Origin of the sequence: Streptomyces sp. NPDC058664 (genome assembly GCF_042716635.1) — a bacterium.
In the GTDB taxonomy this organism is placed as follows: Bacteria; Actinomycetota; Actinomycetes; order Streptomycetales; family Streptomycetaceae; genus Streptomyces.
This window is the reverse complement of record NZ_JBHXRW010000102.1, coordinates 1-13,890: the sequence shown is the minus strand read 5'-3', so window position 1 is coordinate 13,890 and position 13,890 is coordinate 1. Positions and strand designations below refer to the sequence as shown.

The 13,890-nt window shown below is 70.8% G+C and carries 18 protein-coding genes; 6 read left to right on the top strand and 12 right to left on the bottom strand.

The annotated features are described in order from the left end of the window. Positions 1-165 precede the first annotated feature (165 nt). Together ACFWUY_RS38950 and ACFWUY_RS38945 are read right to left on the bottom strand one after the other, a co-directional pair. A complete protein-coding gene (locus ACFWUY_RS38950) occupies positions 166-390 on the bottom strand; it encodes a DUF6458 family protein (protein ID WP_384121236.1) in 225 nt (74 codons plus the stop codon). Positions 391-529: 139 nt separating this feature from the next. Further along, positions 530-1,096, bottom strand: coding sequence for an HPP family protein (locus ACFWUY_RS38945; RefSeq protein ID WP_384121234.1), 567 nt, complete (start codon positions 1,094-1,096; stop codon positions 530-532). A 198-nt stretch (positions 1,097-1,294) separates the two neighbouring features. Here ACFWUY_RS38945 and ACFWUY_RS38940 point away from each other — a divergent pair, with 198 nt between their 5' ends. The 3 genes from ACFWUY_RS38940 to ACFWUY_RS38930 all read left to right on the top strand — a co-directional run bounded on the left by ACFWUY_RS38940 (position 1,295) and on the right by ACFWUY_RS38930 (position 2,762). Then, a complete protein-coding gene (locus ACFWUY_RS38940) occupies positions 1,295-1,546 on the top strand; it encodes a DUF6296 family protein (RefSeq protein ID WP_384121232.1) in 252 nt (83 codons plus the stop codon). Positions 1,547-1,647: 101 nt separating this feature from the next. Continuing rightward, positions 1,648-1,863 (top strand): hypothetical protein, encoded by a 216-nt coding sequence (locus ACFWUY_RS38935; RefSeq protein WP_384121230.1) that lies wholly within the window; start codon positions 1,648-1,650, stop codon positions 1,861-1,863. Between the two features lie 182 nt (positions 1,864-2,045). After that, a complete protein-coding gene (locus ACFWUY_RS38930; protein WP_384121228.1) occupies positions 2,046-2,762 on the top strand; it encodes a flavodoxin family protein in 717 nt (238 codons plus the stop codon). A 305-nt stretch (positions 2,763-3,067) separates the two neighbouring features. Here the strand turns inward: ACFWUY_RS38930 and ACFWUY_RS38925 are convergent, their stop codons facing one another. The 10 genes from ACFWUY_RS38925 to ACFWUY_RS38880 all read right to left on the bottom strand — a co-directional run bounded on the left by ACFWUY_RS38925 (position 3,068) and on the right by ACFWUY_RS38880 (position 11,516). Next, positions 3,068-3,304 carry a hypothetical protein gene (locus tag ACFWUY_RS38925; RefSeq protein WP_384121226.1) on the bottom strand — a complete coding sequence of 79 codons (237 nt, stop codon included), beginning with the start codon at positions 3,302-3,304 and terminating at the stop codon, positions 3,068-3,070. Between the two features lie 178 nt (positions 3,305-3,482). Continuing rightward, complete coding sequence (locus tag ACFWUY_RS38920) at positions 3,483-4,745, bottom strand: ABC transporter permease (RefSeq protein WP_384121224.1); 1,263 nt, start codon at positions 4,743-4,745, stop codon at positions 3,483-3,485. Beyond that, positions 4,739-5,452 carry an ABC transporter ATP-binding protein gene (locus tag ACFWUY_RS38915; protein WP_384121222.1) on the bottom strand — a complete coding sequence of 238 codons (714 nt, stop codon included), beginning with the start codon at positions 5,450-5,452 and terminating at the stop codon, positions 4,739-4,741. The genes ACFWUY_RS38920 and ACFWUY_RS38915 overlap by 7 nt, the downstream gene beginning before the upstream one ends. After that, the gene (locus ACFWUY_RS38910) at positions 5,449-6,996 is read right to left on the bottom strand and encodes a peptidoglycan-binding protein (RefSeq protein ID WP_384121220.1); all 1,548 of its coding nucleotides are present in this window, start codon (positions 6,994-6,996) and stop codon (positions 5,449-5,451) included. Before ACFWUY_RS38910 ends, ACFWUY_RS38915 begins: the two co-directional genes overlap by 4 nt. Next, positions 6,997-7,899, bottom strand: a complete 903-nt coding sequence (locus tag ACFWUY_RS38905) for a hypothetical protein (protein WP_384121219.1) — start codon at positions 7,897-7,899, stop codon at positions 6,997-6,999. It lies immediately after the preceding gene. A 78-nt stretch (positions 7,900-7,977) separates the two neighbouring features. Continuing rightward, positions 7,978-8,424: a hypothetical protein gene (locus ACFWUY_RS38900; RefSeq protein WP_384121217.1), complete on the bottom strand. Its 447-nt coding sequence runs from the start codon at positions 8,422-8,424 to the stop codon at positions 7,978-7,980. Between the two features lie 109 nt (positions 8,425-8,533). Next, positions 8,534-8,980, bottom strand: a complete 447-nt coding sequence (locus ACFWUY_RS38895; RefSeq protein WP_384121215.1) for a hypothetical protein — start codon at positions 8,978-8,980, stop codon at positions 8,534-8,536. 103 nt (positions 8,981-9,083) lie between these two features. Next, positions 9,084-9,575, bottom strand: a complete 492-nt coding sequence (locus ACFWUY_RS38890; RefSeq protein WP_384121213.1) for an RICIN domain-containing protein — start codon at positions 9,573-9,575, stop codon at positions 9,084-9,086. An 85-nt stretch (positions 9,576-9,660) separates the two neighbouring features. Further along, complete coding sequence (locus ACFWUY_RS38885) at positions 9,661-10,020, bottom strand: hypothetical protein (protein WP_384121211.1); 360 nt, start codon at positions 10,018-10,020, stop codon at positions 9,661-9,663. Positions 10,021-10,157: 137 nt separating this feature from the next. Next, the gene (locus ACFWUY_RS38880; protein ID WP_384121209.1) at positions 10,158-11,516 is read right to left on the bottom strand and encodes a helix-turn-helix domain-containing protein; all 1,359 of its coding nucleotides are present in this window, start codon (positions 11,514-11,516) and stop codon (positions 10,158-10,160) included. Here ACFWUY_RS38880 and ACFWUY_RS38875 point away from each other — a divergent pair. The 3 genes from ACFWUY_RS38875 (at position 11,515) to ACFWUY_RS38865 (ending at position 13,831) form a co-directional block, all read left to right on the top strand. Further along, positions 11,515-11,643 (top strand): hypothetical protein, encoded by a 129-nt coding sequence (locus ACFWUY_RS38875; RefSeq protein WP_384121207.1) that lies wholly within the window; start codon positions 11,515-11,517, stop codon positions 11,641-11,643. The two genes, ACFWUY_RS38880 and ACFWUY_RS38875, sit on opposite strands and share 2 nt — an antisense overlap. Before the next feature lie 74 nt (positions 11,644-11,717). Next, positions 11,718-12,992 carry a VWA domain-containing protein gene (locus tag ACFWUY_RS38870; RefSeq protein ID WP_384121205.1) on the top strand — a complete coding sequence of 425 codons (1,275 nt, stop codon included), beginning with the start codon at positions 11,718-11,720 and terminating at the stop codon, positions 12,990-12,992. After that, on the top strand, positions 12,992-13,831 hold the full coding sequence (locus tag ACFWUY_RS38865; protein WP_384121203.1) for a hypothetical protein: 840 nt from the start codon (positions 12,992-12,994) through the stop codon (positions 13,829-13,831). Before ACFWUY_RS38870 ends, ACFWUY_RS38865 begins: the two co-directional genes overlap by 1 nt. Positions 13,832-13,890: the final 59 nt, after the last annotated feature.

Genomic DNA, 13,890 nt, shown 5'->3' with positions numbered 1-13,890 from the left:
GCCCCCGGGGCGCCCCGCCGCCCCCCGGGCGGGGGCCCGGCGCGGGGGCGCGCCGCCCCCGCGGGGGGGGGGGGGGGCCCGCGGGGGCCGCCCCCCCACCCCTCTCGCTTCGCACTCTCGCGGCGCACGGGCCGGAGCCCGGTCCCGGCGGGGACGGGCGCCGGCTCAGAGGAGGTCCCGTCGGTCGTCCTCGGCCACCGTGGTGGTGGCCGGCGGGACGACGAGCCGACGGCGCCTCAGGATGCTGGTGTAGACCGCCGTTCCGATGATGCCGACGGCCATGAGGATCAGACCGACCAGATCCAGGTTGATCCCTTCGAGCTGCCAGTCGGACGCGAACGTGAGAATGGCGCCGACCGCGATCAGGATGATGCACACTCCCAGACCCATGACTACTCCCATACCGTTGGATGGGCATCGGGTACCCCGGTCCTTCCCGCTCATCCCCCGCTCTCCGAAGGGGAGATGGGCGGACGCGCGGCTCAGGGGGTACGGGCGGAGGGCGTACGGCCCGCCCGGCCGGAGCGCTTCACCACCAGTAGGCGGGGTACCTCGGTGCTCCGCGCCGGACGCGGGAGGCGGCGAACGCGGTCAGCACGAGCAGGACCGTGGACCCGAACAGCAGGGGTACGAACCCGGCCGGCGCGGGCGCCTGGAGGACGATGACGACGGCGGTGGCGCAGGCGGGCGAGTGCGGGGTCCTGGCGAGCGTCGTCAGGGCGAGGGTGAGACCGGCGGCGAGGGCCGCGGCCCACGCGCTGCCCTGCGCGGCGGCCGCCACCGCGTAGCCCGCGGCGGCGCCGAGGAGGTGCCCCACGACCACGCTGCGCGGCTGGGCCAGGGGAAGCGCCGGGGCGCAGTGCACCAGGGCGGCGCTGGCGGCGAGCGGCGGTATCAGGACCGGCTCGTGGATGACGGCGCCGACCGCGACGAGCCCGAGCAGGGCGGCCGTGGCCGCGCTGACGCTGTGGACGGCGGCCGCGGGCGCGGGCCGGGCGGGGGCGCGGCCGGTCATCCGGGACCATCGTGGCCGCCGGTCCCGGGAGGTGTCGGCGGTCGGGGCCGGTTCGGGGCGCAGGGCAGTGTCGGTGCTCATGTGAGGCGGTGTTTCCGGGGCAGGCGGCCGTGGGCCGGACGGGACGGTGGTCGTACGGGTCCCTGTGGTCGACAGTCGGCCCGGTCTCGCGCCCTGGCCTGGTGCGGCGGCGCGACCACCCACCACTCTAACCAGCGGGTTCGCGGCCGCGCGGGCGGGGCCGGAGCACCCTGGGCCCCCAAGCGTAAAATAGTGGGAATGAACACATTTCGGTACGAGCTGGTGTTCACCGACAGTGCGGGGTCGAATCAGGACGTCGTGGTGGTCGAGCGCACTCCCTTCACGGGCTCCGGCGGTCATCCGGTCTACGCGGACCCCTCCGGCATCATCCGGGCGGAGATCAGCGACCGGGACGAGGTCCGCGTCCTCGCCTCCGGCGGCCACCAGGATCCCGCCCAGCACGTCCTGGCCCGCCGTCTCCCCGACGCCGATCCGACGGCCCCGGAGTGAGGGCCCGCCTCCGCCCGGCCCTCACGCGTTCGGTCGCGCCGAGTGGCCCGCGGGCGCGGGAGTGACCCTGCCGGGGGCGGCCTCCGGGAGGGGCCGCCCCCGTGCGCGAGGAGACCGCCGATGGCGTGCCCGCGCCAGCCCCGTACCGGTACGACGATCTCAGCGCGCTCTATCTCAACCGCACGCTCAAGCGTTCCCCCGGGGTCAGCAACACCGAGGGGCTCGTCGAGCTGAGCCGTTCCGTCATGGAGTCCCAGGGCGTGACGACCTCGCTCGTGCGGGCCGATCCGGCTCGGCGATACGTGTCATGGCTGTGAGGCCACGCGGGTGATCGGGTAGACGACTTCGTCAGCACTGCCGTGGCGTTCGGTCATTCCGTCCCACGAGGCGAGAGAGTGGACGGGATTTTCGGCCTGCCCAACCCGGAGCCCTATCGACATCGGCAACCGGGCGTGTTTCGCCGCCCGACCCGCCCACTCGTCCGCAGGGGAACGCATCCATGACCGACACCGGCACGTCCTCCCGTGGTCTCCGCGCCCTGGTGATCAATTGCACGCTCAAGCGTTCGCCGGAGCGCAGCCACACTCAGGGGCTGATCGACATCAGCACTGGGATCATGGAGCGCCAGGGCGTCGAGGTTGAGGTGCTGCGAGCGGTGGATCTCGACATCGCGACCGGTGTGTGGCCCGACATGACGGAGCACGGGTGGGAGACGGACGAGTGGCCGGTGATCTACTCGCAGGTGATGGCCGCCGACATCCTGACCCTGGCGGGGCCTGTGTGGCTGGGAGACAACTCCTCGGTCATGAAGAAGGTGATCGAGCGTCTGTACGCCTGTTCGTCGATCCTCAACGAGCGCGGCCAGTACGCCTACTACGGTCGTGTGGGCGGCTGCCTGATCACCGGCAACGAGGACGGCGCCAAGCACTGCGCGATGAACGTCCTCTACAGCCTCCAGCACCTCGGATACGTCATTCCGCCGCAGGCGGACGCGGGCTGGGTCGGCGAGGCCGGCCCGGGCCCGTCGTACCTCGACCCCGGCTCCGGCGGGCCGGACAACGACTTCACGAACCGCAACGCGACCTTCATGACCTGGAACCAGCTCCACCTGGCGAGGATGCTCAAGGACACCGGTGGCATCCCCGCCCACGGAAACCAGCGCTCCGAGTGGGACGCCGGCTGCCGGTTCGACTTCGAGAACCCCGAGCACCGTTGAGCGCGGGCCGGAACGGTCGGAGGTCCGGTTGAAGTCAGCTCCGGATCAACCAGGCCCGTCGCGCGGCAGTGCCCGCGTCGATCCCGGCATCCGCGGACAACTACTGCTCGACGTACCTTCGCCGGTGCCGCACAGGTAGACGTCGGCACCGGCGGCGCGGCACAGGTCCGCCAGGCGCCGGGTTCGCCCCGCCCGGTGGTGAATGCACTGCTGTGCACCACACGACCCGGCCAGCCGGGCAGGTCGAGCAACAGCCGCGTGGACGCCTCCGCGATCTCCGCCGTCCGGTCGGTGCTCTCGAACAGCTACAGGACCGGCCCCAGCCGCTCGGGGAGCCGAGGCCGGGCCGGGCCGGTCTGGTACTGCCCCCGCAGGGCCACCTCCACCCGTCGGCGGGAGCGCGCTGCGTCGGCGACCCGAGCCTCCCGGATCAAGGTGACTCTGCCGTCCGGTAGGGGGACGGACAGCCGCCGGGCCCGGCTGCCTTCGGCAAACGAGCCGAGCCCCGCTCGGTGTCGGAAGTCGCGGCGCGCGAACTGCACATCATCCTACGCATCGCCATTTTCGCTGGTCAGCGTATGTGCCGCTGCTGTACCACCAGCAGGTGAAGAACATCCTCCAGAGTTGCTCGCCGAAGAAGCTCGGCTTCTTCCAGCAGCAACACAAGAGGCGCCTGAACTGGATCTTGCCCGTCAGGCGCCTCCCGTCAGGCGCCTCCCGTCAGCCGCGGAGGGCTTCGGCTGGTTGTACCGAGGAGGCGCGGCGGGCGGGGTAGATTCCGGCCACGACTCCGGTTGCCAGACCGATGAGTGGGGCGGTGGCCAGGGTCACCGGGTGCATGACCGGCGTCCAGTCTCTGATCAGTGCCACCGCCAGGACGGCCAGCGTGCCGATGGCCGTACCGACGAGTCCACCGAACGCGCCCAGCGTGCCCGACTCGGCGAGGAACTGAGCGGTGACGTGCCGCCTCTGCGCGCCGAGTGCGCGGCGCAGGCCGATCTCCCCGGTGCGTTCCAGGACTGCCACCAGGGTGGTGTTGGCGATTCCGACCGCTCCGATGACCAGGCACACAGCGGCGAGCAGCAGAAAGAGCTGTTCGAGGTCGGAGGTCACCGAGGACCGCAGGCTCTTCGGGTCGGGCGGTGGAACCGCCTTGAAGTACTCCGGGTGGTCGGGGCGCAGCGCCGTCGCGGCTTCCCCGGCCACCTGACGGGCCGCGCCCAGGTCGGTGGCGATGAGCATCCTGGCGCCTTGGGCGGGCCGCCCCCAGAGCTCCACCGCGGTGGTTTCCGGCACGAGGACGGAGAGCAGCAGATCCGGCTGACGCTGGACGTCCTCGACGATGCCGGCGACGGTGAACGGCTGTCCTCCGATGAAGATCGCCGGTTTGGTCTCCAGGGTGGTGATCCCCAGCCGTGCGGCGATGCCCGAGCTGATCACGGTGACGCGCTGACGGGTGTCGGTGTGGAAGTCGTCGTACAGCCTGCCCTGCGAGAGCCGGGGCTCGGCCGCCAGCAGGGCACCGGGGGCGGCGGCCACGACGTTGAGAGGTTCCCCCGCGGCGTCGCCCACCGGGGCGGCGGCGACGGTGAGTTCGGCGGCGCTCTGCCGGGACTGCACCGTCCACAGGACGCCGGCGTGCCGCACCCCGTTGAGCCGCTCCACGCGGTCCGAGGCGTCGTCCGGGAACGCCGCGCCGGCGAACTCGTCCTGCTCGCGGGCTATGTCCTCGACCGTCACCTCGGTCGCGGACAGCACGTTGAAGCGGGAGTCGATCTGCGAGGAAGCGGTGGCCGTGAGGCCGAGTACGGCGACGAAGGCACCGACACCCAAGACGGTGCCCAGCATGGTGAGCGCGGAGCGGGCGGGGCGCTGCAGCATGCCGGCCAGCGCTTCGGCCAACAGGTCCCGTGGCACGAATGCGGAGCGCCCGATGGGCGGTGGGGGCGCGGCCTGCGTCGCCTCTCGGTTCCGGGTCAGCATGCGCGTGCCTGCTCGCTCTCGCTCAGGATGCCGTCCCGGATGGTGACGGTCCGTCGGCCGCGGGCGGCCACGGCCAGGTCGTGCGTGATGAGGACGATCGTGATGCCTTCGGCGTTGAGGGCCTCAAGGAGCTGGAGCACCGCCTCGGCGTTGCCGGTGTCGAGGTTTCCCGTCGGCTCGTCGCACAGGAGCAGCGAGGGCCGGGCGACCAGGGCGCGCGCGATGGCCACCCGCTGGCGTTCGCCGCCGGACATCCGGGTGGGAAACGCGTCGGTCCGGTGACCGAGGCCGACCCGAGCCAGCGCCTCGCGGGCTCTCTGGGAGCGCTCGTTGCGCGGGACACCGCTGTAGACCATGGCGAGTTCGACGTTCTCGCGGGCGCTGCGGTGCGGCAGCAGGTGGAAGGCCTGGAAGACGAACCCGATACGGCGGCCGCGCAATGTGGTGCGCTCGGTGTCCCTGAGCCGGCCGGTGTCGATGCCGTCAAGGAGAAAGCTGCCCGTAGTGGGGGTGTCGAGGAGTCCGGCGATGTTCAGGAACGTGGACTTGCCCGATCCGGAGGGGCCGACGACGGTGATGAACTCGCCCCTGTGGACCTCGAGGTCGCCGGGTCGCAACGCCTGCATGGGCGGGGGCCCCGGGTAGGTGAGGCCGACCTGCCGGAATTCGATGACGGGTGGTTCGGACGGGGCAGGGGACGCGGTCATCCGGTTGACTCCTGTGCGGCGGCATCCGCCGGGACGCCGGTCACCACCCGGTCCCCCTCGCCGAGGGTCCCGCTGTCCAGGGGGATGACCTCGACATTCCCGTCGCCGGAGGTGCCCGGCTTCACCCGGACGCGGCGCTGCCTGCCGTCGTCCTCGAGCACGGTGACCGCGGTGGAGCCGTCGGCGCCGGCCGACACCGCCGTGACGGGTACGACCAGGACCTTGCCACCGGTCGTTGCGGCCTGGACGGTCAGGCGGACGTTCTGCCCGGTCCATTCGGCCTCCAGCGGTCGGCCCGGCGCCAGAGTCATCAGATAGCCGTCCGCGTCGGCCTGCCCGCCGACGGACTGTCCCTCCTGCGTGTCGCCATCGGGACGCGGCATCGTACGGGTGGTGGCGATGGACCGTACGGAGGCCGTGGCGCCGGCGCCGTTGACCTCGGAGAGGATCTCCGCCTTCTGGCCCGCCCTGATCAGGCCCTTCTGGTGGTCGGGCACGTAACCGTGCACCAGCAGCGGGCCTGCGGCGACGGTCATCACGGCTCCCTGCACCTGCGCTCCGAGCCGTACGGGGAGGTCCTGCACCCGTGCCGGGAAGCTCTCCAGGAACGCGACTTCGCCGGAGGGGACCATGGGGCCCGAGGCCGCCCGCGCGGCGACGAGGCCCTCGCGTGCGGTGGCCAGGTCCTCGCGGGTACGTGCGACAGCCTTGCGCAGGCCCTCCAGATCGCGGCCGCCTCCCTCCGCCTCCCCGGCCGTTCCCGCGATCGAGCCGGCCGTTCCCGCGGTCGAGCCAACCGTCTTGCCCGAGTCCGTTCCGGAGCTACCGGAGCGGGAGCCGGCCTCGGCGGTCTTCAGTGCGTCCTCGGCGTCGTCCAGGGCTCGTTCGGCCGAGGTCACCTGTGCTTCGGCCGAGGTGACGGTGGCCGGGCCCTCGACGCCGCCGACCGGGAGGGGCTCGTACCCGAGCGCGTCGTAGAGCGCGGTGACCGCCGACTTCGTACCCTCGCCGAAGCGCCCCCGGTCGTCCGGGGAGGTGGAGTGGCCGAGCCGATGGAGCGCGTCCTGGAGCCGGCCCACGTCACTGCCCTGGGCGCCGGGCTTGAGGTCTCGGTAGAGCGGGACGGTGCCCTGGAGTGCGATCACCGGACGGCCGGAGATCTCGACCAGCAGCCGCCCCGCGCGTACCTGCTCCCCTGCCTTCAGCGGCAGCTTGGAGACCGTGGGACTGCCTCCCTCGGTCGTGCCGCCGGGCGTGATCTCCACGCTCTGGCCGGCGACCACGGTGCCACGAAGGATCACCGACGAGGCCAATGTCCGGTACTCGACCGGTGCGGTGATCACGGACGGTGCGGGGGGCCGGGAGTCCGCCGCAGCCTGGGCGGGCGACTTGATCAGCAGGGAGGCACCGAAGCCCGCCCCTGTGAGCGCGACCGCGCCCGCCGCGATCAGGGCGAGCCAGCGCCGCCTGCCCCGTACGCCGTCACCCCCGTTGCCACGGGTCGTCACGGCCACGTCCGTGAAGGGCTGTTCGCTGTTCGGCATTCAGCTCGCCAATGCCTTGTTGGCCGACTTGATGACCGCGCCCTGATCCTTCTTGATCTCGGCGAAACCGGCGGCGTTCCGCTCGATGTAGTCGTTCTGGATCTGCGTTTCGAGGCGGAGCAGCACGGTGGCGAGTTTCGCGTCCTGCTTGCACGTCACGTCGGCCTTGGCCACGGCCTTCTCCTGCGAGGACGCGGATTCCCCCTGGAAGGTGTACTTCTCACCGGGCTGCAGGAAGGCCGTGTGCTGGTAGCCGGCCTTCTTCATGCAGGACACCCAGGCATCCTGCGCCTTGATGAATTCCGGCATCTTCTGGGCCTGCTCGAAGCTGGAGAAGTCGATGCTGAGCAGTCCGATCTTGCCCTTCTTGGGGTTCTGCACCTTCTCGAGCCCCAGCTTGCGCTCGGCCTCCTTCCTGCAGCCGCCCTCGGGGATGTCCTTGCCCCGGTAGCTGCCCAAGCCCGTCTGGCCGCCCTTGGGGCCCTTGGCGCCGAAGACCGTGTACGCCTCGGGCGGAAGCTTGGCCCTGCCGGACGGCGCGCCTCGGGCGTGGTCGTCGCCTGCCAACGGGATCATGTGGTAACCGTGCTCGGCGGCGACCTTCTCGCTGACCACGCCGTAGCGACGGCTCACGACCTCGACGGGCTCGGCCTTCGTGACCGGCCAGTCGAACCCGAACCGCTTCATGCAGTCGGAAGCCAGGGTGGAGTGCGCGGTGTCCACCAGCGCCTGCTGCTCGGGGGTGAAGAAATAGGCGGACACCGGGAGGACGATGTCGGCCTCCGTGACGACCTCCCGGGCCACGGAAGCGCCGGCGTCGGCGCCTTCCGGGGCGTCTTCCGCGCACCCGGTGAGCAGCAGCGCGCCGACCCCGGCGGCGATGACAAGACGTGTGTAACGCAAGGGGATCCCCTGGATAGAGTGGATGTGCTGTGGTGGGGCGGAATTGGCCTCCGCCCCACCACGGTCATGGGCCGGGGATCACGAGTCGTAGACGACGCCCGAGCAGTTGTTGCCGAAGAGGTGCGAGTCCATCACGTCGTTGGCGTTCTGGCCGCTGCTCAGGGTGATGTAGGCCAGGTTGGTCACAGAGCCGTAATTCGCGATCTTGAAGCAGGGACCCATGTGGTAGGGGCTGCGGTACACCGAGATCCTGGTGTCCACGTCCCAGTTGTCGATGGAGCTGACGTTGAAGATGTGGTTGTCACCCGCGTAGAGCGGAATGCTAGGGGATCCGGAGTAGGTGATGATCTCCCAGTTGTGGCGGGAGTTGTAGTCGTCCCGCTTGTATCCGGTGAAGTCGGAGTCCGAGTAGAGACAGGCGTTGTCGGGGGTGCAGGAAGCCGCTTGCGCGGGCGCGGCCATGGCGACTCCCGCGCCGAACAGGGATGCCACGGCGACGAGCATCGCCGAAGTGCGTCGCATCATGAGTGTTCCTCTTTTCGATTCATGCCGAAATGACGGCTGTTGAGGGTTGATCGACGTGCTGCGGCGGGGCGGAATCGACCTCCGCCCCACCACGGTCATGGGCCGGGGATCACGAGTCGTAGACGACGCCCGAGCAGTTGTTGCCGAAGAGGTGCGAGGCCATCACGTCGTTGGCGTTCTTGCCGCCGCTCAGGGTGATGTAGGCGAAATTGGTCACAGAGCCGTAATTCGCGATCTTGAAGCAGGGACCCAGCCACTGGGAGTGGTAGTACACCGAGATCCTGGTGTCCACGTCCCAGTTGTCGAGCGAGCTGACGTTGAGCGGATGGTTCTCGCTCCAGTAGAGAAAGGCGTCGGGGAATCCGTCGTAGTTGATGGAGGCCCATGAGGACCGGGAGTTGTAGTCGTCCCGCTTCAAGCCCGTGAAGTCGGAGTCCGAGTAGAGACAGGCGTTGTCGGGGGTACAGGAAGCCGCCTGCGCGGGCGCGGCCATGGCGACTCCCGCGCCGAACAGGGATGCCACGGCGACGAGCATCGCCGAAGTACGTCGAATCATTGAGTGTTCCTCTTCTTTCGATCCATGCCGATATGACGGCCGGTGAACGGTGAGGGACTTGTGCGGTGCGGCGCGATCGGTTCGGCGGGGGGATATCGGCGTGCTAGGGAATGTCGCCGGCGTACCACAGCTGGTTGTCCCCGTAGTGGCAGTCCCACTGCCGGGCAGGAGCACCGTTCGCCCTGCTCCAGTCCGCGATCTCAAGGCACTTACCGCTGTTCACGTTGATGAGAGCGATCACGTCGAGTCCGTCGTAGGTGGTGGTGCCGGCCCACTCCCACTGCTGGTTGGCCCCGCCGTGGCAGTCCCACTGCCGGGCCGGAGCACCGTTCGCCCTGCTCCAGTCCGCGATCTCGAGGCACTTGCCGCTCTTGGCGTTGATCAACGTGCCGTTCCCGGCGAACCACCATTGCTGGTTGTACCCCAGATGGCAGTCCCACTGCCGGGCCGCGGCGCCGTTCGCCGTGCTCCAGTCCGCGACCTCAAGACACTTGGTGGCGTTCAGGTTGGTGAGCCTCTGCCAGTCGCTGCCGATCGTCGCGGACGCAGGCGACGCGGACAGACACAGGGACACCAGCACACTCGTCGCGATCAACCCGACAGCGCGGCGAACGAATCCGCCAGGTCCAGTCGGCATACGCATTCTGTCTTCCTTTTCGTCTCAGGGGATCAGGGCGAGGTCAGGAGTAGACGGTCGTCCAGTCACCGCTCTGTTCGGTGGGGACCCACACGATCTCGTCGCCGTAATACGTGGCGAAGGAGCAGGAGCTGTTCCTGTAGAAGGTGACGCCGACCTCTCCCTTCCACCACCAGCCGTTGATCCAGGTGTCCCTGCTCGGCGTGCTGAAGCATCCCGACACCGATTCGCCGTTCTGGTTGTAGCCCTGGATGCGGATGGAGTAGACGACGGTGCTGGTGTCGTGGAAGCGGATCTGCTGGCCGTTCGATCCGGCGAACGACTGGCCCGCGGAGCCCAACACCCCGGCGAAGGCCAGGGCAGCGGCCGCAGCGGTGGTGGCAGCCTTCTTGCGCACGCTCATTCTTGTCCCCCATGAGATGGATCTCGGACGCCTCCTCGCGGGAGGGCGAGGGGCATGGAGACGCGAATGTCACAGGCCGATGCCACTGTCGATGGCATGCCGGGCGTCGGGCCGGGATTGTTGTCCCGTGGCTCCGTTCACGCTGTGGCGCTGTCCCCAGCGGAGAATGTAGGCCCGAGCAGCGCGCGGTGGTGTGCATGGCCTGCCGGGTTTCTGTCCTCTGCGTGCCACGGGGCGGCCAGGGAGAGGGCGCGGTGTTCGACAGGGGTGATTCCGTAGGCCTCGCGGAACGCCCGGCTGAACCCGGTCGCGCTGGAGAAGCCCCAGCGAGCCGCGATCGTCTGAACGGGCTGACCGCTCAGTTCCCCGCGTGCGAGGTCGGTGTGGGCGTGCTCCAGTCGGCTCTGGCGGATGTGTGCCGCGACGGTCCGGGGCTGGTCGCCGAACAGGCGGTAGAGACCCCGCACGGACATGTTGTGCCGATCGGCGATCAGCTCGGGAGTCAGGCCCGGGTCGCCGAGATTGCTCTCGATGAAGCGGTAGATCCGCCGCAGCGTCTCCTGCGCGCGCGCCTCGGCAGGCGCCTCACCGGGGTCACCGAGCTGCCGCGCGAGGAACGCCGTGGCCAGGTCGAGGGCGACGGACCCCATGGCGCGCAGCTCCTCAGGGCGACATTGCGGGCCTCGTGAGTGCAGCGCCTTCAGGAAGTCGGCGAGGATCGCCCCTGACCCGGTGTCCGTGGCCAGGCTCCGTGCGAGGAGGCGGTTCACCCGGTCGGGTCTCAGCGCCAGCGCCTGGCGGGGGATCTGCAGGACCACCGACTCGATCTGCCGCGCTGTGCACGCCCCCTCGCTCGGCCGTGAGGTGTCCGTGAGCACGAGTCCCCCCGCGACCACCGATTCGTTGCCGTGCTGGGAGATCCACACTTCGCCTTGAGTGACGAGTGCCAGCTGCAAGTGCTCCGGATCGGCACGCCGGACGTGCGTCGGGGTGCGGCGCGAGAGCACGGGCGAGCAGGACACGGCGGACAGCCGCACCGTGCCGAGATCCAGGTCCGTCATGCTCGCCCGGAAGTCGGCCGCATGCCGTGTGCTGAGCATGACAGGCATGACGGCACGGGAGACCGTCTCGCAAAACCAGTCGAACCTGTCCTCCCCCACCCCGGCGACATCGGTCAAAGCCGGCAAACCCACGTGTTCCCCCCACACTTCGGCGCGCCCGCCCACCAGCCTCTCACCCGGCTGCCGCACAGCCGCGCTCCACCCCACCGGTGCGCGAGCCCCTGTCAGGCTGCCGCGAGGCCGAGCTCGTCGAACGGATGACGGCCGGGGCCGCGCCGGCGGAGCGGACCTCGACGCGGCAGTGGCGCCGAGGGAACGGCGCAGGCCGATTTCGGCGCGGCGTTCCAGCACGAAGACGGCTACGGCGTGGGCGATGCCAACGCCGGCGACGGGCAGGAGCACCTCGTCGTCGCCGTCGCGGAACACGACGCTCATGGCGTGGAGCCTCATGCATGTGGCCGGACTCCTGAAGCGGGCGGGCGGCATCCCCGCGTACGGGAACCGACGCACGGCCCGGGACGCCGGCTGCGAGCCGGACCTCCCGAACCCCGAGCACCGCTGAACGGCCGAACCTCAGAGGGGCGCTGATCCCGCCTCCGTTTTGGATTGTCGGAGGATCATCAATACGATCCGGCGATGATCACGAGAAAACGGCTGGCGACCGGGGCCTGCGCGCTGCTCGCCGCCCTGAGCGCCGTGCTCCTGCCGACGAGCGCGGCCGCCGACGAGCCGGTGGCGAAGGAATCCCCCAAGGTCGAGCTGGTCCTCGACGTCAGCGGCTCCATGCGGGCCAAGGACATCGACGGGAAATCCCGGATGGCCGCGGCCAAGCAGGCCTTCAACGAGGTCCTCGACGCGGTGCCCGAGGAGGTGCGGCTCGGCATCCGCACGCTGGGCGCCGACTACCCGGGGCCTGACCGCAAGCGGGGCTGCAAGGACACCCGGCAGCTCTACCCGGTCGGCCCGCTCGACCGGGTAGAGGCCAAGACCGCCGTCGCCACCCTGGCCCCGACGGGCTGGACCCCGATCGGCCCGGCGCTGCTCGGCGCGGCCGAGGACCTGGAGGGCGGCGACGCCACCCGCAGGATCGTGCTCATCACGGACGGCGAGGACACCTGCGCCCCGCTCGACCCCTGCCAGGTGGCACGGGAGATCGCGGCGAAGGGCATCCACCTCGTCATCGACACCCTGGGCCTGGTGCCGGACGCCAAGACGCGGCAGCAGCTCACCTGCATCGCGGAGGCGACCGGAGGGACGTACACCTCGGTCCACCGCACCGAGGACCTCTCCCGCCGGGTCCGCCAGCTGGTCGACCGCGCCGCCGACCCGGTCGTCACGCCCGTGGCCGCCGAGGGCGCCGTGCGCTGCGCGGACGCGCCGCGGCTGAAGCCCGGCCTGTACACCGACCGCGAGGCCTTCGGCCAGCACCGCTGGTACCGGGTGGACCTGCTGCCCGGCCAGGAACTGCGCGCCTCCGTCAGCGTGTCGGCCGACCGGGCCGTCAACAACGACTACGGGGTGCTGCTGCGCGCCGTCACCCTGCGCGGCCGGGAGATCGTCCGCGGCTCCGAGGCCGGTGACGGGCGCACCGACGTGATCTCGACCGGCCTGCGCTACCCGAAGCCCGACCTCGACGACGGGCCCGGGGACGCGAAGCCGGCCGCCGAGACCGTCTGCCTCCAGGTCAGCAACTCCTTCTCCGCTCCCCCGTCGGTCAAGACGACCCCCGGCATGCCGATCGAGCTGACCGTGGACGTCGTCGACGGCCCGTCGGCCGCCTCGGACGTGGCCTCCTTCGGTCTCGGCCGCGGCTGGTGGCTGCTGGGTGCCCTCGCGGTCACCGGCTTCCTGGCCGGCCTGATCTGGGGCTGGCTGTCCCGCTGGCGCTTCGCTGTCTGGAGGACCCACTGATGCGTACCGTACGGATGATCGCCGCGGCCGCGCTCGCGGGCGCCGCTCTGCTCGGTCTCGCGGGTCCGGCCGCCCTGGCCGACTCCCCGTCCGCCACGGCGGACCCGAGCGCGGACACCCGCTCCACGGCCGGGCCGACGGAGGCGGGCACGACCTTCCGTACCGCCGCCCGGTTCCTTCCGGGGCAGCAGGCGACGGCGCAGGCCGCCACGGGTGACTACCTGTACTGGGTGTTCCCCGCGGACACCGGGCAGCGCCCGACGGTGAGGGCCACGGTGACGCTGCCCGACACGGCGCTGCGGCACGGGCCGACGACCTGGCGGGTCGACGTCTACGACGGGCTGAGGCGTCGTCAGCCGTGCATGTACGGGACGCAGTCCCGCGTGGCGGCCGAGCAGACCGCGACCGTGGAACTCGCCTGTGTGCTGCGGCCGGTCCGCGCCGCCGCCGACGCCTGGGCGAACGACCCGCTGCCCGGCAGCTACTACGTGCGCCTTACCGTCGCCTCGCTGCCGGACGAGGACCTCGGCCAGCCGTTCTCCGCCCGGATCGGGGTGAGCACCGTCGACAAGGGCGGCGCCCACGCCTCGGACGGCGCGCTCGCCGCGCCGCTCGTGCCCGGGGCGACGACCGCCGACCAGGCGGAGGCCGACGCCGACGCCGGCCGGCCCTCGGCCGTCGAGGCCGCGGCCCCGGAGGACGGCTGGTCCTCCGGCTGGTGGTCCGACCGCTGGCTCTGGACCGCGGCGGGCGGCATACTCGCGGCCCTCGCGGGCATCGGCGGTTACGTGCTCACGCGTGGCGCGGGACGCCCGTCCCGGGTCCCGCCGGCCGCCTGACCGTACCGTCACGGACGAAGGCCCCCACCGCCCGGGCGGTGGGGGCCTTCGTCCGTGAC